Source organism: Microbacterium sp. 2FI, from assembly GCF_005502885.1.
Classification (GTDB): Bacteria; Actinomycetota; Actinomycetes; order Actinomycetales; family Microbacteriaceae; genus Microbacterium.
Window position 1 is genome coordinate 79552 of sequence record NZ_SCMR01000004.1, and the last position, 19448, is coordinate 98999.

The following is a 19448-nucleotide window of genomic DNA, read 5'->3' on the forward strand; positions in this document are numbered from 1 at the left end:
GGCACCCGGCATCCGCTACCGCGTGAAGGTCCGCGCGGTCTCGAGCAGAACGCGGGCGCCGAAGCCCGTCGCGCCGGCCGAGCGCCACGAGTCGTCCTTCTCGGTCTGCATGGTGCCCGCGATGTCGAGGTGCGCCCAGGGCGTCTCGCCGACGAAGTGCGCGAGGAACAGCGCCGCCGTCGTCGCGCCGGCGTACTTGCCCCCGAGGTTCGAGATGTCGGCGATGTCGGAATCCAGCTGCGGGCGGTACTTCCTCTCGAGCGGCATGCGCCACAGCGGCTCGTCGGTGGCGGCCGAAGCATCGAGCACCAGCGCGGCGACGCGATCGTCGTTCGCGAACACGGGCGCGGTGGCGCCGCCCAGCGCCATGAGCGCGGCGCCCGTGAGCGTCGCGATGTCGATGATCGCGTCGACGCCGTCCTCGTTCGCGAGGGCGATCGCATCCATCATCACCAGGCGCCCTTCGGCGTCGGTGTTCTTGACCTCGACTGTCGTGCCGCCGCGCGCGACGAGCACGTCGCCCAGCTTGTAGGCGGTTCCCGACGGCATGTTGTCGGTGCACATCAGCCAGCCCGTCACCTGGGCGTCGACGCCGCGGTCGCGGAGGGCCGTGAAGGCGCCGAGCACGGCGGCAGCGCCGCCCATGTCCATCTTCATGAGCAGGTGCATCGGATCGGACGGCTTCAGGCTGATGCCGCCGGAGTCGTACATGATGCCCTTGCCGACGAGCCCGAGGTGTCCGGTCGCCTCGCCGCTCGGCGTGTAGGTGAGCTTCACCATCCGCGGCTCTTCGACCGAGCCCTGGTTGACGCCGAGCAGCCCGCCGCAGCCGAGTTCGATGAGCGCGGCCTTGTCGAAGAGCTCGACGCCGAAGCCGTACCGCGCGCCGAGCTCGACGGCGATGTCGCCCATGTCGGTCGCGGTGAGGTGTCCGGGCGGGGTGTTGGCGAGATCGCGCGCGACGACCGCGGCGCGGGCCGACATGAGCGCCGCCGCGGCGCCGTTGATCACAGCCGAGCCGTCGACGCCCTCGACCGACAGGGCGAGTTCGCGCAGCGGTGTGTGACGGGAGTTCGACTTCAGCACGCGGTAGCGGTAGCGGGCCAGGGCGGCGCCCTCGACGATCGCCTGGACGGCGGCGCGCGCATCGCCCGGGATTCCGGTGGCCACGAGCGCGACGCGGGCGCGACGTGCGGTCGCCCGCGAGAAGGCTGCGGCGAGATCCCGCAGGCGCGCGGCGTCGAGGTCGGCCGCGGGGCCGGCGCCGACGGCGACGAGATCCGGCCCGCTCGGGGTGGGAATGACGAGGGCCTGCCCCACCTTCGGGTCGAAGCCGGCGCGCGTGAGCGCGTCGCGATCGAGGCCGAGCTCTGGCGGCACCGCGCCCTCGGCGAAGACCGTGTACCCGACGGCCTCGTCGCCGGCCGACGGAGGCCGCGCCGTCACGGTGAGCGCCGAGAGGTCGACGAGCCCGGGAAGGGTCGGGAAGTCGGTCGGGATCAGCTTGCTCGGGCTTCGGGTCATGCCTTCGTCTCCTGGGTGTCGTCGTCGGCCGCGGGGTTCAGCGGCACGGACTCGTCGATGTCGTCGTTGTCGTCGGGTTCGACCTGCTCGGGCAGCTCGCCGGCGATGCGTCCCGGCATCCGGGTCGCCGGCACGATCGCGAGGAGCGCGAGGCCCGCGAGAGCCAGCAGCGAAACCTTGAGCGAGAGCAGGCGCGCGTCCTCGTTGATCTCGATCGCCGCCTCGACCTCGGTGGGCGTGGCGCTCGTCCCCTCGAGTACGGCCTCGAGCTGCGCGTTCGTGAGGAAGTCGGCGTCGTTGATGTTGACCTCGCTGATCAGCTCGGGCGAGATCTCGGGGTGCTCGTCGGCGGAGGTCTGGAGGGTCACGGCCAGGATGCCGACGGCGAATGCGCTGGCGACGGCGATGCCGATCGAGCCCGAGAGGTTGTGCACGAGCCCGCGCCACGCGCCGACGTCGCCGGCGAGCTGCTTCGGCGCCGACGACAGCAGCGTGTTGAACACGAGCGCCACGATCGAGCCCTGCCCGAGCCCGAGGAGGATGAGCCCCACGACGATGAAGAACTGGCCCCACTCGCCCCGGATCGTGAAGGCGATGAGGGTGAGGGCTGCGGCGACCACGACGAACCCCACCGAGCCCAGCACGCGGGGCGCCGCGACCTTGTACAGGTACGCGACGAAGGTCGAGGCGAGGAAGATCGAGATCGTGTACGGGATGATCGAGAACGAGGTCTGGATGCCCGAGAGCCCCTGCACCACCTGCATGTAGAGCGGGATGAGGAAGTTCGCCGCCGTCCCCACGAACAGCATGATCGACATGCAGGCCGTGATCGCGAGCTCGGTGCTGGTTGCGAGCACGCGCAGGTCGAAGATCCGCGGGCGATGCTCACGCTGGCGCTTCGCGATCCACACGAAGAACACCTGACCGAGAACGACGCCCAGGATGATCAGCAGCGGCGCGGGCGAGATGCCCAGCACGTCGAACGGCGCCTGGTCGCTCGCGAGCCACAGTCCCCACGAGTTGAGCCCCGAGAAGCCGAAGCTCAGCAGGATGATCGCGACCGCCGCGAGGATCGCCCCGGTCCAGTCGATCTTCAGGTCGCGCTGGGCGGGCACCTTCGCGACTCCGAAACTGAGGATGAGGTTCAGGATGCCGAGCCCCACCATCAGGGCGAAAGACCACCGCCAGCCGATCGTCTCGGCGAACCAGCCCGCCAGGATCAGAGCGAGCACACCGGCGAGCGGGATCGCCGCGGCGAGGAACCCGATCGCCTTCGCCTGACGGTCGCCGTGGTAGTTCGTCGCGATGAAGACGGTGAGCGCCGGCGCGATGAGCGCGATCACGGCACCGGACGACGCCTGTGCGATGAAGAGCATCGCCGGGCTGAGGCTCAGGGCGACGGCAGCCATCGCCGCGGCATGGATCGCGACCGCGATCTGGAAGACACCACGGGTGCCGAAGCGCGCGCCGACCTTCGCGCCGAGCAGGATGAACGCGGCCATCGCGAAGGTGCCGGCGGTGATCGCCGTGCCGACCGAGGTAGCCGGGGTGTCGAGGTCGGTCGTGATCCCCGCCATCGACACGGTGAGGGCGTTGACCGCGAACGAGGCCTGGATCTGCGTCAGCACGACCACGATGAGCGGCAGCCACGAGGCCTTCTGCGCGACGTGCGCACCGGCCGAACCCTGATCGGTCATCGATCCGCCTCTCGAGATGTCCCCGTGGGGACGCGCGCCTGGCTACAGTGAACCGCGTGGACCCCGTCGTCGCTACGCTGCTGATCCTAGTGCTGGCGATCGTCGCGTTCGTGAGCAACCGGCTGCCTCTCGGCGTCGTCGCGATCGGCGTCTCGCTGGCGCTGTTCTTCGCCGGTGTGCTGACGCTCCCGCAGGCGCTCGCCGGCTTCGGCGACCCGACGGTGCTGTTCATCGCGGCGCTGTTCGTCGTGAGCGAATCGCTCGACGCCACCGGGATCACCGCGTGGGCGGGGCAGCTGGTGATCGGGCGTGCGGGCACGAAGCGCCGGATGCTGCTGATCGTCGTCTCGCTGCTCGTCGCGGGGCTCACCGCGCTCATCAGCGTCAACGGCGCGGTCGCAGCCCTCCTGCCCCTCGTCGTGGTCGTCGCCTCGCGCGCCGGCATCCCGACGTCGCAGCTGCTGCTGCCGCTCGCGTTCGCGGCGCACGCGGGTTCCATGCTGCTGCTGACGGGGACGCCCGTGAACATCATCGTGTCCGAGATCGCGGCCGACAACGGCGGGCGGGCGTTCGGGTTCTTCGAGTTCGCGCTGGTCGGCATCCCCCTGCTCCTCGGCACGATCGCGATCCTCGTGCTCTTCAGCGGCAGGCTGCTGCCGTCACGCAACGGCGCGCTCATGCCGCTCGATCTCGTGCGTCACGCGCGGCTGCTGCGTCAGCAGTACTCGCTCAATCTCGAGACCGCCGTGATCCTGGGCCCCACCAGCGGTGTGACCGAGGTGGTGGTGCCGCCGCGCTCGCCCCTCATCGGCGTGCGGCTGTGCACCGGCATGGCGACCCCGAGCGGAGACCTGGTGCTGCTGGCCGCGCGCCGCGGCTCGGAGCAGCTCAAGGGCCAGGACATCGTCGTGCAGGTCGGTGACGTGCTGCTGCTGCAGGGCACGTGGGACGACCTGGCGCGGCACACCGACAACGCCAACGTGCTCGTGGTCGACGACCCGACGCGGCTGCGCCGCTCGGTGCCGCTCGGCAAGGGCGCGCGGCGAGCCCTCATCGTGCTGGCGGCGATGGTGCTGCTGCTGGCGACGGGGCTCGTGCCGCCCGCGGTGGCGGCGCTGCTCGCCGCGTGCGCGCTCGTGCTCACCCGCACGGTGTCGCCTGCGCAGGCCTACCAGTCGATCTCGTGGACCACGGTCGTGCTCGTGGCCGGCATGATCCCGCTGTCTACCGCGTTCATCCAGACCGGCACCGCAGACCTGGTCGCCGGGTGGCTGCTGACCTTCATCGGGGGAGCGGGCCCGCACATCGCCCTGCTCGTGCTGTGCGTGCTGACGGTGGTACTCGGGCAGCTCATCAGCAACACGGCGACGGTGCTGATCGTGGCGCCCATCGCGGTCTCGGTCGCCGCGACTCTCGACCTCTCGGTGCAGCCGTTCATGATGGCGTTGACCGTCGCGGGCGCGGCGGCCTTCCTCACCCCGATCGCGACCCCCGCGAACCTGATGGTGATGGAACCCGGGGGCTATCGCTTCGGCGACTACTGGAAGCTCGGGCTGCCGCTCGCGCTGCTGTTCATCGTCGTCGCGGTCTGGTACGTGCCGCTGATCCTGCCGTTCTGATGGGTACGCGAGTGGCTCCGCCGACAGCCGAGATCCGCGCCCTGCGGGTGTCGCTCGCGGTGAACACAGTGCTCTCGATCGCCGCGCTGGCCCTGGGACTGCTGCTCGGCATCCGCGTGCTGGTGTTCGACGGCGCGTTCGGTGTGATCGCGATGGCGACGACCTGGATGGCGCTCGCGGCGTCGCGCAAGGCCGTGCAGGATCCGACGCGCCGCAACCCCTTCGGCTGGCCGGCGCTGGTGCCCCTCGTCGTGACCGTGCAGGGCGTGGCGGCGCTCGCGACACTCGTCATCGCCGCCGGCGACGCGGTGATCGTCGTCCTCGACGGAGGGCAGGAGGTCGCCGTCGGCGTGGTCGCCGGCTACGGCGTGGCGATCGCCGTGACGTCGGCCGTCATGGCGTGGTGGCTCGGTCGCACGCGCACCGATCTCGTGCGCGCCGAGATGCTCGACTGGCGGTCGAGCGCCATTCGCGCGGCCGTGGTCGCGGTGGGGGCGGGGATCGCCGGGGTGCTCGCGCTGATGTCGCTCGACGCCGCGCTGCCGTTCATCGACCCGGCGCTCGTGCTGATCTCGTGCGTGCTGGTTGCACCACTGCCGATCTCGCTCGTGCGCAGCGGTGTGGGCGAGCTGCTCGAGGGTGCTCCGGCGCCGTCGACGACAGCGGTGGTTGAGAATGCCGTCGCTGAGGTGACCGCCGAACGCGGGCTCACTGCGCCGGTCGTCCGCGCCGCGAAGCTCGGCCATCGCCTGTATCTCGAGGTCATCTATCACGTCGAGGCGGGGAGCTGGACGATCGACCAGCAGGACGAGATCCGGCAAGACATCCTCGCCCGGCTCGGCGACCTCGGACTCGAAGTGTGGCCGTCCATCGAGCTGACGACCGATCCCTCGTTCGACTGATGCCCGCCACACCGTGGTGCGCGACGCCCCGGCCGTTCGGGTCGGCCGGGGCGTCGCGGGTCTGGGTCAGGCGACCGACCAACCGCCGTCGCTCGCGAGAACAGCGCCGTTGACGTTCACGCCGTCGTCGCTGAGCAGGAACGTGATCGACGCCGCGAGGGCGTCGGCCTCGACCGCGTCGGGCAGGATCGTCATCGCCGCACGCACGCGCTCGGCGCCGAGGGGCGATGCGAAGTTCGCCTCGATGTTGGTGATGGTCGGTCCGGGCGCCACCGCGTTCACACGGATGCCGCTCGGGCCGTACATGAAGGCGGTCGACTTCGTGAGCCCCACGACGGCGTGCTTCGACGCGGTGTAGGCGACACCGGCGGCCGATCCGCGAAGGGCTGCCTCGGAGGCGGTGTTCACGATCGAGCCGCCGCCCTGGGCGAGCATGGTCGGGACGACTGCGCGCATGAGCTTCATCGTGCCGTCGACGTTCACGCGGAAGACGCGCTGCCACACCGCATCGGTCACCTCGGCGACCGGCGTCATGTCATCCATGATTCCGGCGATGTTGGCGAGGCCGTCGATCGTGGGGCCGGCTGCCTCGACGATGCGGGCGACGCCGGCGTCGTCGGTGATGTCGGCCACGAGCGAGACGATGTCTGCGGTGGGGTGCTCGGCGACGAACTCGTCGAGGCGCTCCTGGCTGACGTCGACCGCGATCACGCGGCCGCCCTCGCGGGCGATGCGCGATGCGGTGGCGCGGCCGATGCCGGATCCGGCGCCGGTGACGATGTGGGTCTGGCCCGTGAAGCGGCCCTGGTCGATGCGCTCGGTCCATTCGCGGAGGGGCGCAGCGGGGGCGGATGCTGCCACCTCGGCCGCTGCGTCTTCGCTCGCTGCCGGTGCGGCGGTGCCCGCGGGGACATCGCCTGCGGCCGCGCGACGGACGAGCTCGTCCAGCGTCTCCTGCGAGAACGCGCCCTTGCTCATCTTGACCAGGCGCTTGATCGCGAGGCGCTTGACGGGGCGGAAGACGTCGGGGCTCTGTCCGCTCTGTGCCAGCATGTCGCGCAGGATCGCGCCGCCGATCGGGTCGTCGAGCCAGGTCGCGATCGAGGAGTCGCCGCTGAGTGGCGTGATGGTCGTGCTCATGTGTCATCCCTTTCTACCGGACACCAATGTCCGGTAATAGGCTAGCACTCGTGCCCAGCACTCCCTCCCCCCGAGCGAACCGCGGTCCGGCCGCCGCCGCCGACAATCGCCGAGCCCTCATCGCCGCCGCGCGTGAGGTCTACGCCGAAGGCGGCCTCAGTGCGCCGTTCAGCGCCGTGGCCAAGCGCGCCGGCGTCGGTCAGGGGAGCCTGTACCGCCACTTCCCCGATCGCACGGCGCTCGCCGTCGCCGTGTTCGAGGAGAACGTCGTCGACCTCGAGCAGCAGACCATCGGCGCCGACCGCACGATCGACGACCTGCTCGACCAGGTGGTCGCCCAGGCGGTCGTCTCGACGGCATTCATCGAACTGCTGACGGCCGACCTGCACGACCCGCGGGTGGCGCCGCTCGGCGAGCGATTCCGCGCGCTCGTCGAGCGTCTCGTCGAGCGCGAGCGCGCCGCCGGGCGCCTCGGCGACCACATCGAGACGGCCGACGTCACGATGGCGACGGGCATGCTCGCGACCGAGCTCGCGCGTGCCGATCCGGTGGAGCGGCCGGTCGTCGCCACGCGTGCGCGAGCCCTCTTCCGAGCTGCTTTCGCCCCACGCTGATCCGCGACGTATAGTCCTCGCATGGGCAGGTTCATCTACGACACCACGGCGAGCTCGGTCGACATCGACGACCGCACCCTCGCGCACCTTCGCATCGTCATGATGAACAAGCTCCGTCGCTCGGAGCCGTTCATGTTCGACGTCGAGATCGGCGACGGCAGCGGCCGGCGCAGCTTCTGGATCCACCCGTCGGTTCCGCTGCAGTTCCACTTCTTCGGCAGTCGCCCGCCGCGCATCAACCGTGCGTGGGTGGAGGAGCTGATGCAGTCGGCGAGTGGGCCGTCGGGCCTCACGATCGTTCCTGAGCCCCCCGAGGACGCGCAGCCCGAGATGGGCTGACGCCGGATCAGTCGGCGTTGGGCTGCTGCGTGATCGCAGAGGCCGCGGACGGCGGCAGTTCGGTTCCCGCGACGGTCAGCTTGTCGATGTCGAGGCTCTCGACCTCGACGTTCCCGAGCGTGACGCCGTCGCCGTCGGCCGCAGCCGGCCCGCCCGCGAGGGCTTCATCCATCGTCGGGATGGGGCCGGTGTCGAAGTGCTCGGCAACCAGGCTCACGCCGCCGGACGAGTTCGCCGAGTTCGCGAGCTCCTCGATCCATGCACGGCTCAGCTCGGTGGGCTCGGGGTCATCGAAGACGAACCGCAACGGGATCGACGGGTGCAGCCAGATCGTGCTGCGGCCGCGCGGCTGATCCTCGGGATGCTGCCATGAGACCGTGAAGCTCTCGTCGCGACGGAGCTTCGTCGCGATGACGACCTTGAGGTGCGCGAGTGCCCGGTCCTCGATGTGGATCGGGGTCGCCGACCCTCCGTAGTAGATGGTGCCCACGTGGTCAGCCTAGACCTCGCGGCGGCCTGCGTTGTCCGGTGGCCGGACCCGATATCGCGCGATCGGATCCGGCCACCGCAGACCCGCGGTTCAGCGGGTCGCGCGGGCGAGGTTCGCCTCGAGCTCGGCCTGGGTCTGACGGATCACGTACGCGGGCTGATCGCGCTCGACACGCCAGCTCTCGGCGACGGATCCGACGTCGACGGTGTCGAAGCCGAAGCGGTCGTAGAGGTCGGTCACGAAGGCGACGGCATCCGCATGATCGCTCGCCGTCGCGAGCGCACGACGCCCGTCCGCACCCGACTCCGAGCCGGTCGTCAGGATCTCGGCCGACCCGATGTGGTTGAACGCCTTGACGACCTTCGAAGTGGGCAGGTGCTCCTGCAGCAGGCCGGTCGTCGTCGCGCGCTTCTCGTCGAGTACCTCGATGTGGCCGTCGCGCTCCCAGTAGTAGTTGTTGGTGTCGAGCACGATCTTGCCCGCGAGCTCGTCGACCGGCACCTGCCGGTAGGCGCTCAGCGGCACCGTCACGATGACGACGTCGCCGGATGCCGCGGCATCGGTCACCGTCCCGGCCGATGCGTTCGCCCCGAGGTCGTCCACGAGCGCGGTGAGGGTCTCCGGGCCCCGCGAATTGCTGATCACGACCTCGTAGCCGCGGTCGACGAGACCGCGCGCGAGGGTGGATCCGATGTGTCCTGCTCCGATGATTCCGACTGTGGTCATGACGGGATGGAACGCCGCGACGCCCCGGGAGAATTCCCCGGGGCGTCACACTTCGTCTCGCTGCGCTCGCTCAGTGACCGCTGTCGTCTCAGAGGCGGGTCCAGGCTTCGGTGAGCACCGAGCGCAGGACCTGCTCGATCTCGTCGAACTCGCTCGGGCCGATGGTCAGCGGCGGGGCGAGCTGGATGACGGGGTCGCCGCGGTCGTCGGCGCGGCAGTACAGGCCCGCCTCGAACAGCGCCTTCGAGAGGAAGCCGCGCAGCAGTCGCTCGGATTCATCGTCGTCGAAGGTCTCTTTCGTCGCCTTGTCCTTGACCAGCTCGATGCCGAAGAAGTACCCGTCGCCGCGCACGTCGCCCACGATCGGCAGGTCGGTGAGCTTCTCGAGGGTCTGGCGGAGGATCGGCGAGTTCTCGCGCACCCGTTCGTTGAGCCCCTCCTCCTCGAAGATGTCGAGGTTCTCGAGCGCCACTGCGGCCGAGACCGGGTGACCGCCGAACGTGTAGCCGTGGTAGAAAGCCCGGTCGCCGGTGCGGAAGGGCTCGTAGATGCGGTCGCTGACGATCGTCGCGCCGATCGGCGAATAGCCGCTGGTCATGCCCTTGGCGCACGTGATCATGTCGGGGACATAGCCGTACGCGTCGCACGCGAACATGTGGCCGATGCGGCCGAACGCGCAGATGACCTCGTCCGAGACCAGCAGCACGTCGTACTTGTCGCAGATCTCGCGCACGCGCTGGAAGTACCCGGGCGGGGGCGGGAAGCAGCCGCCCGAGTTCTGCACCGGCTCGAGGAAGACGGCGGCGACCGTGTCCGGTCCCTCGAACTGGATCATCTCCTCGATGCGGTCGGCCGCCCACACGCCGAACTCCTCGAGGCTCGTGGTGGGGGCGCCCATGTCGCCGGCGCGATAGAAGTTCGTGTTCGGGACGCGGAAGCCGCCCGGGGTGACCGGCTCGAACATCGCCTTCATGGCGGGGATGCCGGTGATCGCCAGCGCGCCCTGCGGGGTGCCGTGGTACGCGACCGAGCGCGAGATGACCTTGTGCTTGGTCGGCTGGCCTTGGAGCTTCCAGTAGTACTTCGCGAGCTTGAACGCGGTCTCGACCGCCTCGCCGCCGCCGGTCGAGAAGAAGACGTGGTTGAGGTCGCCGGGCGCGTAGTCGGCCAGGCGATCGGCGAGTTCGATCGCGGCCGGGTGCGCGTACGACCAGATCGGGAAGAAGGCCAGGGTCTCGGCCTGCTTGGCGGCGACCTCGGCGAGGCGCTTGCGGCCGTGCCCGGCGTTGACGACGAAGAGGCCGGAGAGCCCGTCGAAGTACTTCCTGCCCTGCGAATCCCAGATGTGGTGGCCCTCGCCCTTGACGATGATGGGCACCCCGGGTCCGCCGGGTTCCATGACGGACTGGCGGGCGAAGTGCATCCAGAGATGGTCTCTGGCCATCTCCTGCAGTTCGGCCTCGGTGCGGGCGTGGCGTTCGGTCGTGGTCGACATATCGGACCTTCCGTGTGTTGTCCCCGACGATACCCGCGCGCCCGCGCGGCGGCCATGACGGTTCGTCCGGGTTCGAGAGCGGATGCGGCGGTCCGTCCGCCTGCGTGGCATTGTCGGAGCATGACCAGCGCTGTCCCGACCGCCCGCGCGTCCCGATCAGCCCTCGTCGTCCGCGGTGGCTGGGACGGTCACCACCCGGTCGCGGCGACCGATCTGTTCGTCCCGTTCCTCGTGGCCTCCGGATTCGCGGTGTCGATCGCGGACGAGCCCGAGGTCTACGCGGATGACGATCGCATGGCCGCGACCGACCTCGTGGTGCAGTGCGTCACGATGTCGGAGATCTCGCGCGAGGCGCTCGGGGGTCTGCGCGCCGCCGTCGCGGCGGGAACGGGGCTCGCCGGCTGGCACGGCGGGATCGCCGATTCGTTCCGGGCGAGCACGGACTACCTGCAGCTGGTGGGCGGCCAGTTCGCCACACATCCGTCGAAGCATCCCGATGAGATCCGGGGTGACGAGAGCGACAGCTTCCTCGAGCACGTCGTCGAGATCACCGAGCTCGGACGCACCCACGAGATCACCGCGGGGGTCGACGACTTCACGCTCCGCACCGAGCAGTACTGGGTGCTGCACGACGACCTGATCGACGTGCTCGCCACCACGACGCACCCCGTGCAGCCGCACCACCCGTGGCATCGGCCGATCACATCGCCGGCCGTCTGGACGCGCGAGTGGGGCAGCGGGCGCGTCTTCGTCGCGACGCCCGGGCACAGCCTCGACGTGCTGCTCGACGACAGCGTGCGGACGATCATCGAAAGGGGGATGCTGTGGGCCTCACGCACCCGGTGAGGATCGGCGTCGTCGGGCTCGGCGTGATCTCACGCCAGTACCTCGACACGCTCGCGCAGGCCCCTCTCGTCCGCTTCGCAGCGGTCGCCGACCTCGACATGGCCCGCGCGCGAGCGGTGGCCAACACGATCCCGGGCTGCCGCGCGCTCACGACCGCAGAGCTCGTGGCCGACCCCGAGGTCGATGTCGTGCTGAACCTCACCATTCCCGCGGCCCACGCGGAGGTCGCGCTCGCCGCGATCGCGCACGGCAAAGCCGTGTACAACGAGAAGCCGCTCGCGGCGACGCTCGCCGACGCCAGGACCGTGATGGATGCCGCCGCCGCGGCGGGCGTCGCGGTCGGCGGGGCCCCCGACACCGTGCTCGGAACGGGTGTGCAGACCGCGCGCGCAGCCGTCGACGGCGGGCGCATCGGCGCGCCGGTGTCGGCCTCGGCGACGTGGGTCTCGGCGGGGCACGAGTCGTGGCATCCGCATCCCGACTTCTACTACCGCGCAGGCGGTGGGCCCTTGCTGGACATGGGGCCGTACTACGTGACGTCGCTGGTGCAGCTGCTCGGCCCGGTCGAAGCGGTCTCGGGCGCGGCATCGCGCTCGCGCGCCGAGCGCGTGATCGCCACCGGGCCGCGCGCGGGGGAGCGGATCGGCGTCGAGGTCGACACGCACCTCACCGGCATCCTCCATCACGGCTCGGGCGCGCTCTCGACCGTCACGATGAGCTTCGACGCGATGGCCTCGACCGCGGCTCCGATCGAGGTGCACGGTGTCGAGGGCTCGCTGCGGGTGCCCGATCCGAACCACTTCGGCGGCCCGAGCGCGTCCGACAGCGGGGTGCGGCTGCACGTTCGCGGTGGCGCGTGGGATTCGCTGCCCCCGTCGGCGGGCTACGTCGACGCGGGCCGGGGCGTGGGGCTGGTCGACCTCGTCACCGGCGCAGGTCGCGCGAGCGGTGCCATGGCGCTGCACGTGCTCGAGATCATGACGATGCTGCAGGTCTCCGCCGACACGGGGGTCCGCGAGCGACTGACGACGACAGTCGAACGGCCCGCGCCCGTGCCGCTCACCCCCGCGGCGGTGTGGCAGGGCCGGTGACGCCGCCCTCAGGCTGAGGGGTCGCGCAGCAGGTCCGCGAAGGCGACCTCGGCGGCGCCGATGAGGAGGCGGTCCTCGGCGAGCGAGGCGACGCGGATGTCGAGATCTTCGCCTCCTGCCGCCATCGCCTGACCGCGTACGAGGTCGGCGAGTCCCGGCACGTCGACGGCCGCGAGCGTGGCGAGGAAGCCGCCCAGCACGATCACCGAGGGGTTCAGCACGTTGACCGCGTTCGACAGCGCCGTCGACAGGATGCGGCGCTGCCGATCGACCTCCTCGTCGGCCGAGGGCCCCGCGCCCGCAAGCGCTGCGGCCAGCGTCGGCTCGTCGGCCGCGGTGAGCCGCGCGACCGCGAGCAGCCGCGCACGACTGACCTCGTCTTCGAGCACGCCGTCGCCGGCGCGGCGGTCGGATGCCGCGGCGATGCCGGGGCGGTTCTGGCCGAACTCGCCCGCGTAGCCGCCGGCCCCGCCCACGGGGATGCCGTGCACGATCAGGCCGCCGCCGATGCCGCTCGCGCCGCCGTTGAGGTACACGACATCGTCGACGCCTCGCGCGGCGCCGTACAGGTGCTCGGCGAGAGCGCCCAGGCTCGCGTCATTGCCGACGACCGTCGGCAGGCCCGTCGCGTCTGCGACGAGGTCGCGCAGCGGCACGTCGATCCATTCCAGGTGCGGGGCGTTGCGCACGAGTCCGTCGGCCGCTCGCACGAGGCCGGGTACGGCGAGGGCGATCGCGATCACCCGCGCGCCTGCGAGTGGGCCCTCGCGCCATGCGGCGACCCGCTCGGCGACGAGCCCGGCGGTCTCGGTGGGGGTGATGAGGTGGTCGAGGTCGATGCGCTCGCGCAGCGGGATGCTGCGGTCGAGGCCGACGGCGGCGATCTCGAGCGCGTCCACCTCGGGGTTGACCGCGATCGCCACGACGTCCGCCGCGATCGCGACGACCGGCGACGGGCGTCCGACGCGGCGGGACGGGTCCGGCGCGCGCTCGTCGACGAGTCCTTGGCGGGCGAGCTCTCCGACGAGGTCGGCGACGGTCGAGCGGTTGAGACCGGTCGACTCGGTCAGAGCCGCTCGCGAGAGCGGACCCTCCAAGTGCACGAGGCGCAGAAGGCGGGCCAGATTGCGCTGGCGCACGCCCTCGGCCGGTGTCGGATCGCTCACCAGACTCACTGTAGAGGGCGCGCCGTTGCCGAATCGGTATTTGTTGCTCTTGACCTCAAATCTGCAACAACGTAGCCTGGCGTCGTCCACATCACTTTCGACGTAGACGTCGAAACTTTCGAGAGGTTCGAAGATGAACACACGCAGCACCAAGCGGCTCGTCGCGGGTGTCGCCGCGGCCGGGCTCGCCATCGGCGCCCTCGCCGGCTGTGCCGCCGGCGGCGGCGAAGAGGAGAACGGCGGCGACGCCGAAGAGGTCACGATCACGTGGTGGCACAACGCCACCTCCGGTCCGCTTCCCGCGGTCTGGGAAGAGGTCGCGGCAGAGTTCGAGGCGGCGAACCCCGGCGTCACGGTCGAGCAGACCGGCTACCAGAACGAGGAGCTGCAGCGCACGCTCATCCCAAACGCCCTCGCGGCGGGCGACCCGCCGGACCTGTTCCAGGTGTGGCCGGGCGGCGAGCTGCGCGACCAGGTGTCCAACGACTACCTCATGCAGCTCGACGACGTCATCCCCGACACGATCGCCAGCGTCGGCGCGACGGTGAACCCGTGGCAGGTCGGCGGTGAGACGTACGCGGTGCCGTTCACTTTCGGCATCGAGGGCTTCTGGTACAACACCGAGCACTTCGCCGAGGCGGGTGTCGATGTCCCTGAGACCTTCGACGACCTCGTCGACGCCGCAGGCGCCCTCCGCGAGGCCGGCTTCACCCCGATCGCGGTGGGCGCCGGCGACGGCTGGCCCGCTGCGCACTGGTGGTACCAGTTCGCCCTCAAGTCATGCTCGCCCGACGCGCTGGCGGCAGCCGAGACCGACTTCGACTTCAGTGACGAATGCTTCGTCGAAGCCGGCGAGCAGCTGCAGGACTTCCTCGGCATCGAGCCCTTCCAGGAGGGCTTCCTCGGCACCCCCGCCCAGCAGGGCGCGGGCAGCTCGGCCGGTCTCGTGGCGAACGGCCAGGCGTCGATGGAGCTCATGGGTCACTGGAACGCCGGTGTGATCGGCGGGCTCACCCCCGACGAGCAGGTTCCCGCCTTCCTCGGCTGGTTCCCCGTCCCGGGCATCGACGGCGCGGCCGGCGACCCGACCGCGGCCCTCGGCGGTGGTGACGGCTTCGGCTGCTCGGCAGAGGCACCGCCGGAGTGCGCCGACCTCCTCGCCTTCATCTTGAGCGAAGACATCCAGAGTCGCTTCGCAGCAAGCGGATCCGGCATCCCCACCGTCCCGGCGGCGGTCGGCTCGCTCGAGGACCCGAACCTCGTGATGGTCGCGGAGGGACTCGCGGAGTCCTCCTTCGTCCAGCTGTGGCTCGACACCGCGTTCGGCACCACGGTCGGCAACGCCATGAACGAGGGCATCGTCAACCTGTTCGCAGGGACGGGTTCGCCCGAGGACATCGTGACCCGCATGCAGGACGCCGCGGCGACACTCTAGGAATCATGACCACTCTCACCAACCCTGGGCCCGCGGTCACCGCGGGCCCGGGGCCTTCCCCGGCACCCCGGGCCCGGCGCGGTCAGACCCGCAAGCGGCTCGAGATCTTCCTGTTCGTCACTCCCGCGCTTGTGCTGTTCATCGGGTTCGTCATCCTCCCGGTCATCCTCGCGGCGGTCTACAGCTTCTACAACCTGCCCCCGGCGTTCCAGTGGGACGATCTGGCCGAACCCGAGCGGTTCGTCGGCTTCGACAACTACGTGCGGGCGCTGACGACCCCCGAGTTCCAGAAGGCGATCGGCAACACCTTCTTCATCCTCGTGATGTCGCTGCTCATCCAGGGGCCGATCGCCATCGGCGTCGCGCTGCTGCTGAACCGGCGCCTGCGGGGCCGCAGCGTCTTCCGCCTGCTGATCTTCGTGCCGTACGTGCTCGCCGAGGTCATCGCCGGCCTCGCGTGGAAGCTCATCCTGCAGCCGACGGGCGCCGTCAACGCCACCCTCGAGTCGATGGGTCTCGGGTTCCTCGCCCGCAACTGGCTCGCCGACCCCGAGATCGCGCTGTGGACGATCTTCTTCATCCTCACGTGGAAGTACATCGGCTTCGCGATCCTGCTGTTCCTCGCGGGCCTCCAGGGCATCCCCGAAGAGCTCGCCGAGGCCGCGCAGATCGACGGCGCGAGCTGGTGGCAGGTGCAGCGGCACATCACGCTGCCGCTGCTCGGGCCCACGATCCGCATCTGGGCGTTCCTCTCTATCATCGGCTCGCTCCAGGTCTTCGACATGGTGTGGGTGACCGTCGCCCCCGCCGTCCGCCGCATCGCCACCGAGACGATGGCGACGTACATGGTGCAGCAGGGCCAGTTCGCCGGCCAGCCCGGCTACGGCAGCGCGATCGCCGTGATCCTCTTCGTCATCTCGCTCGTCATCGCCCTCGCGTACCAGCGCTTCGCCCTCCGCCGCGACCTCACCGGCGCCATCACGAAACCGAGCGCCCGCAGCAAGAGAAAGCAGGTGCGCTGACGTGTCCGCCACCACCACCATCGTCACCGGCCGGGCCGACGCTCCGGAATCCGCCCCCGCCGGCCGTCGCTTCGACTGGGGCCAGCCCTTCGTCTACCTCGTCGCGCTCGTCGTCGCCGCCGTCGCCATCGGCCCGGTGCTGTACGTCTTCATCGGCGGGTTCCGCACCACCGGCGACCTCAACGCGAACCCCGCGGGGCTTCCCGACCCGTGGGTGCTCGAGAACTGGGTCACCGTGCTCGGTTCGCCCCGCTTCTGGGGCAACGTCTTCGCGAGCACGGTGCTCGCGGTCGCCACCACCGTCGGCGTCGTCATCGCCGGCCTCATGGCGGCCTTCGTGATCGCGCGCTACGACTTCCGCGGCCGGCAGGGGCTGTACACGCTGTTCGCGGCCGGGCTCATGTTCCCGATCACGGTCGCGGCGCTGCCGCTCACGCTGCTGCTGCGCACGCTCGGCCTCCACGGCACGTATCTCGGCGTGATCATCCCGGGCATCGCGTTCGCGCTGCCGACGACGATCATCATCCTGGTGCCGTTCCTGCGAGCGATCCCCGACGAGCTCGAAGAGGCGGCCTTCATCGACGGGGCATCGCGCATCGGGTTCTTCTGGCGGATTCTGCTGCCCCTCTCCAAGCCCGGACTCATCACCGTCGGCATCCTCGCCTTCGTCGGCAGTTGGAACAGCTATCTGCTTCCGCTCCTCGTGATCAGCACCGGGTCGCTCCCGCAGGAGCTGTGGCCCCTGCCCCTCGGGGTCACCCAGTTCTCGTCGCAGTACTCGCAGGACACCGGCGCGGTGCTCGCCTACACGTCGCTCGCGATGATCCCCGCGCTCGTGTTCTTCCTGCTCGCCGAGAAGCGGATCGTCGGCGGTCTCACCGGGGCGGTGAAGGGATGACCCTGTCCGAGCTCCCTGGCGCGGCGCGCCTGAAGACGCCGTGGCACGACGCGTCACGCCCCGTCGATGAGCGCGTCGACGCCCTCGTGGCGGAGATGACCGTCGCCGAGAAGATCGCGCAGCTGTACGGCGTGTGGGTCGGCGCCTCCGACGACGGCGAAGACGTCGCGCCCCACCAGCACGACCTGAGCGACGACGTCGACCTCGAGGCGCTGCTGCCGGCCGGTCTCGGCCAGCTCACGCGCCCGTTCGGCACGGCGCCGGTCGACCCCGCTGTCGGCGCGCTGTCGCTGCAGCGCGCACAGCAGCGCATCGTCGCGGCGAATCGCTTCGGCATTCCCGCGCTGGCGCACGAGGAGTGCCTCGCGGGCTTCGCGACGTGGGGCGCGACCGCGTACCCCGTCCCGCTCAGCTGGGGCGCGAGCTTCGACCCCGACCTCGTCCGCGAGGTGGGCGCCCGCATCGGCAGCGACATGCGCTCGCTCGGCGTGCACCAGGGCCTCGCGCCGGTGCTCGACGTCGTGCGCGACGCGCGCTGGGGCCGTGTCGAGGAGACGATCGGCGAAGATCCGTACCTCGTCGGCACGGTCGCGACCGCCTACATCCAGGGCGTCGAGTCGGCCGGTGTCGTCGCGACACTCAAGCACTTCGTCGGCTACTCGGCGTCGAAGGGCGGGCGCAACCTGGCGCCGGTCTCCGTCGGCGCACGCGAGCTCGCCGACGTGCTGCTGCCCCCGTTCGAGATGGCGCTGCGCGAAAGCGGGGTGCGGTCGGTGATGAACTCGTACACCGACCTCGACGGCGTGCCGACGGCCGCCGACGCGCGGCTGCTCACCGGACTCCTCCGCGACGAGTGGGGCTTCGAGGGGACGGTCGTCGCCGACTACTTCTCGATCGCCTTCCTCAAAGAGCTCCACGGCCACAGCGAAGGATGGACGGATGCCGCGGCGGCAGCCCTCGCCGCCGGCATCGACGTCGAGCTGCCGACCGTGAAGACCTTCGGGCTCGAGCTCGTGCGCGCCGTCGAGGACGGCCGGGTCGACGAGGCGCTCGTCGACCGGGCACTGCGGCGCGTGCTGCGCCAGAAGATCGACCTCGGTCTGCTCGACGCGGGCTGGAACCCCGTCCCGCCGGCACTTGCCGCGCTCGCCGGGCCCGCCGGCGGTGCGAACGACGACGCCGACGCCGTACGCGGCCTCGTCGACCTCGACCCGCCCGCAAACCGCGACCTCGCCCGGCGCCTCGCGGAAGAGGCGGTCATCCTCGTCTCCAACGACGGCACGCTGCCTCTCGCGGCGCCGCCGCGCATGGCCGTCGTCGGCCCCACGGCCGCCGATCCCTACGCCGTGCTCGGGTGCTACTCGTTCCCCTCGCACGTGGGGGTGCGGCATCCCGAGGTGCCGATCGGCATCGCGCTGCCGACCCTTCTCGAGGCGCTCGCCGCCGAGTTCCCCGCCGCCGACATCGTCCACGCGCCCGGAACCACGATCGACGGCGGTGAGACCGACGGGTTCGCCGAGGCGGTGGCCGCGGCATCCGCTGCCGACGTCGTCGTGCTCGCCCTCGGCGACCGGGCCGGGCTCTTCGGTCGCGGCACCAGCGGCGAGGGGTGCGACGCAGCCGACCTGACGCTGCCCGGTGCCCAGCAGGCGCTGCTGGACGCGGTGCTCGCGGCGGGGGTGCCGACCGTCGTCACGCTGCTCTCGGGACGCCCGTACGCGCTGGGTGCGGCGCCCGAGTGTGCCGCGGCGATCGTGCAGACCTTCTTCGCGGGCGAGGCCGGCACCGACGCGATCGCCGGGGTCCTGAGCGGACGCGTCAACCCGAGCGGACGCCTGCCGGTCAGCATCCCGCGCGATTCCGGCGCCCAGCCCTCGACGTACCTCGCCTCGACCCTCGCGCGCGTGAACGACGTCTCGAACATCGACCCGAGCCCCGCGTTCGCCTTCGGACACGGCCTCGGGTACGCGACGTCGGTGTGGTCGGATGCCGCGGCCTCGGCCTCCGAGATCTCCGCCGACGGCTCGGTGACGGTCTCGATCCACGTCGGAAGCGCCGGCGAGCGCGACGGCGTCGAGGTGGTGCAGCTGTATCTCCACGATCCGGTCGCCTCGACCGTGAGGCCCGTCCAGCGGCTCATCGCGTACGCGCGGGTGCCGCTCGCTGCGGGGGAGCGCGTCCGGGTGTCGTTCGACGTCCCCGCAGACCTCGCCTCGTTCACGGGCATCGACGGGCGGCGCATCATCGAGCCCGGCGAGCTCGTCTTCGGCTTCGGACGCTCGAGCGCCGAGATCGTCGCGACCCGCTCGGTGCGGATCACCGGTGCCGCGCGTGTGGTCGACCACACCAGGCGCCTGCACGCGGCCGTCGCAGTCACCCCCGACGACTGAGGCCGCCGCGGGAAGCGGTGCGGGTGGTTCGCCACCCGCACCGCTTTCTTCGTG

General features: G+C 70.8%; 16 protein-coding genes and 1 pseudogene. 10 read left to right on the forward strand and 7 right to left on the reverse strand.

From position 1 onward, the window contains the following. Positions 1-15 precede the first annotated feature (15 nt). Positions 16-1524 (reverse strand): leucyl aminopeptidase, encoded by a 1509-nt coding sequence (locus FFS15_RS05685; RefSeq protein WP_137844042.1) that lies wholly within the window; start codon positions 1522-1524, stop codon positions 16-18. Then, complete coding sequence (locus tag FFS15_RS05690) at positions 1521-3221, reverse strand: MFS transporter (protein WP_137844043.1); 1701 nt, start codon at positions 3219-3221, stop codon at positions 1521-1523. The genes FFS15_RS05685 and FFS15_RS05690 overlap by 4 nt, the downstream gene beginning before the upstream one ends. 56 nt (positions 3222-3277) lie before the next feature. On the opposite strand from FFS15_RS05690, the gene FFS15_RS05695 reads away from it, so the two are divergent. Together FFS15_RS05695 and FFS15_RS05700 are read left to right on the forward strand one after the other, a co-directional pair. Continuing rightward, positions 3278-4840 (forward strand): SLC13 family permease, encoded by a 1563-nt coding sequence (locus FFS15_RS05695; RefSeq protein ID WP_137844044.1) that lies wholly within the window; start codon positions 3278-3280, stop codon positions 4838-4840. Between the two features lie 11 nt (positions 4841-4851). Then, positions 4852-5742, forward strand: coding sequence for a cation transporter (locus FFS15_RS05700; protein ID WP_171013097.1), 891 nt, complete (start codon positions 4852-4854; stop codon positions 5740-5742). A gap of 66 nt (positions 5743-5808) precedes the next feature. Here FFS15_RS05700 and FFS15_RS05705 read toward each other — a convergent pair whose 3' ends face one another. Beyond that, complete coding sequence (locus FFS15_RS05705) at positions 5809-6882, reverse strand: SDR family NAD(P)-dependent oxidoreductase (protein WP_137844046.1); 1074 nt, start codon at positions 6880-6882, stop codon at positions 5809-5811. 50 nt (positions 6883-6932) lie between these two features. Between FFS15_RS05705 and FFS15_RS05710 the strand changes: the two genes are divergently transcribed. Both FFS15_RS05710 and FFS15_RS05715 read left to right on the forward strand, forming a co-directional pair. Continuing rightward, complete coding sequence (locus FFS15_RS05710) at positions 6933-7496, forward strand: TetR/AcrR family transcriptional regulator (RefSeq protein ID WP_212743116.1); 564 nt, start codon at positions 6933-6935, stop codon at positions 7494-7496. A gap of 21 nt (positions 7497-7517) precedes the next feature. Further along, positions 7518-7835 carry an ATP-dependent DNA ligase gene (locus tag FFS15_RS05715; protein ID WP_137844048.1) on the forward strand — a complete coding sequence of 106 codons (318 nt, stop codon included), beginning with the start codon at positions 7518-7520 and terminating at the stop codon, positions 7833-7835. 199 nt (positions 7836-8034) lie between these two features. Here the strand turns inward: FFS15_RS05715 and FFS15_RS05720 are convergent. The 3 genes and pseudogenes from FFS15_RS05720 to FFS15_RS05730 form a co-directional block, all read right to left on the reverse strand. Beyond that, positions 8035-8325, reverse strand: a pseudogene (locus FFS15_RS05720) (hypothetical protein); the annotation flags it as partial. A 90-nt stretch (positions 8326-8415) separates the two neighbouring features. Further along, positions 8416-9051 carry an NADPH-dependent F420 reductase gene (locus FFS15_RS05725; protein ID WP_137844049.1) on the reverse strand — a complete coding sequence of 212 codons (636 nt, stop codon included), beginning with the start codon at positions 9049-9051 and terminating at the stop codon, positions 8416-8418. 88 nt (positions 9052-9139) lie between these two features. Beyond that, positions 9140-10546: an aspartate aminotransferase family protein gene (locus tag FFS15_RS05730; protein WP_137844050.1), complete on the reverse strand. Its 1407-nt coding sequence runs from the start codon at positions 10544-10546 to the stop codon at positions 9140-9142. A gap of 120 nt (positions 10547-10666) precedes the next feature. Here FFS15_RS05730 and FFS15_RS05735 point away from each other — a divergent pair, with 120 nt between their 5' ends. Beyond that, positions 10667-11392, forward strand: coding sequence for a ThuA domain-containing protein (locus FFS15_RS05735; protein WP_137844051.1), 726 nt, complete (start codon positions 10667-10669; stop codon positions 11390-11392). Next, positions 11371-12483, forward strand: a complete 1113-nt coding sequence (locus tag FFS15_RS05740) for a Gfo/Idh/MocA family oxidoreductase (RefSeq protein WP_137844052.1) — start codon at positions 11371-11373, stop codon at positions 12481-12483. The genes FFS15_RS05735 and FFS15_RS05740 overlap by 22 nt, the downstream gene beginning before the upstream one ends. Before the next feature lie 8 nt (positions 12484-12491). On the opposite strand, the gene FFS15_RS05745 is transcribed toward FFS15_RS05740, so the two are convergent. Continuing rightward, positions 12492-13649, reverse strand: coding sequence for an ROK family transcriptional regulator (locus tag FFS15_RS05745; RefSeq protein WP_249353763.1), 1158 nt, complete (start codon positions 13647-13649; stop codon positions 12492-12494). Positions 13650-13782: 133 nt separating this feature from the next. Here FFS15_RS05745 and FFS15_RS05750 point away from each other — a divergent pair, with 133 nt between their 5' ends. From FFS15_RS05750 to FFS15_RS05765, 4 genes are read left to right on the forward strand one after another with little or no spacing between them, the layout of a single operon-like run. Beyond that, on the forward strand, positions 13783-15084 hold the full coding sequence (locus FFS15_RS05750) for an extracellular solute-binding protein (protein ID WP_137844054.1): 1302 nt from the start codon (positions 13783-13785) through the stop codon (positions 15082-15084). 5 nt (positions 15085-15089) lie between these two features. After that, a complete protein-coding gene (locus tag FFS15_RS05755) occupies positions 15090-16106 on the forward strand; it encodes a sugar ABC transporter permease (RefSeq protein WP_137844055.1) in 1017 nt (338 codons plus the stop codon). A 19-nt stretch (positions 16107-16125) separates the two neighbouring features. Further along, entirely contained in the window at positions 16126-17004 is an 879-nt protein-coding gene (locus FFS15_RS05760; protein ID WP_212743118.1) for a carbohydrate ABC transporter permease, read from the forward strand. Next, positions 17001-19394 carry a glycoside hydrolase family 3 N-terminal domain-containing protein gene (locus FFS15_RS05765; RefSeq protein WP_137844057.1) on the forward strand — a complete coding sequence of 798 codons (2394 nt, stop codon included), beginning with the start codon at positions 17001-17003 and terminating at the stop codon, positions 19392-19394. Before FFS15_RS05760 ends, FFS15_RS05765 begins: the two co-directional genes overlap by 4 nt. Positions 19395-19448 lie beyond the last annotated feature (54 nt).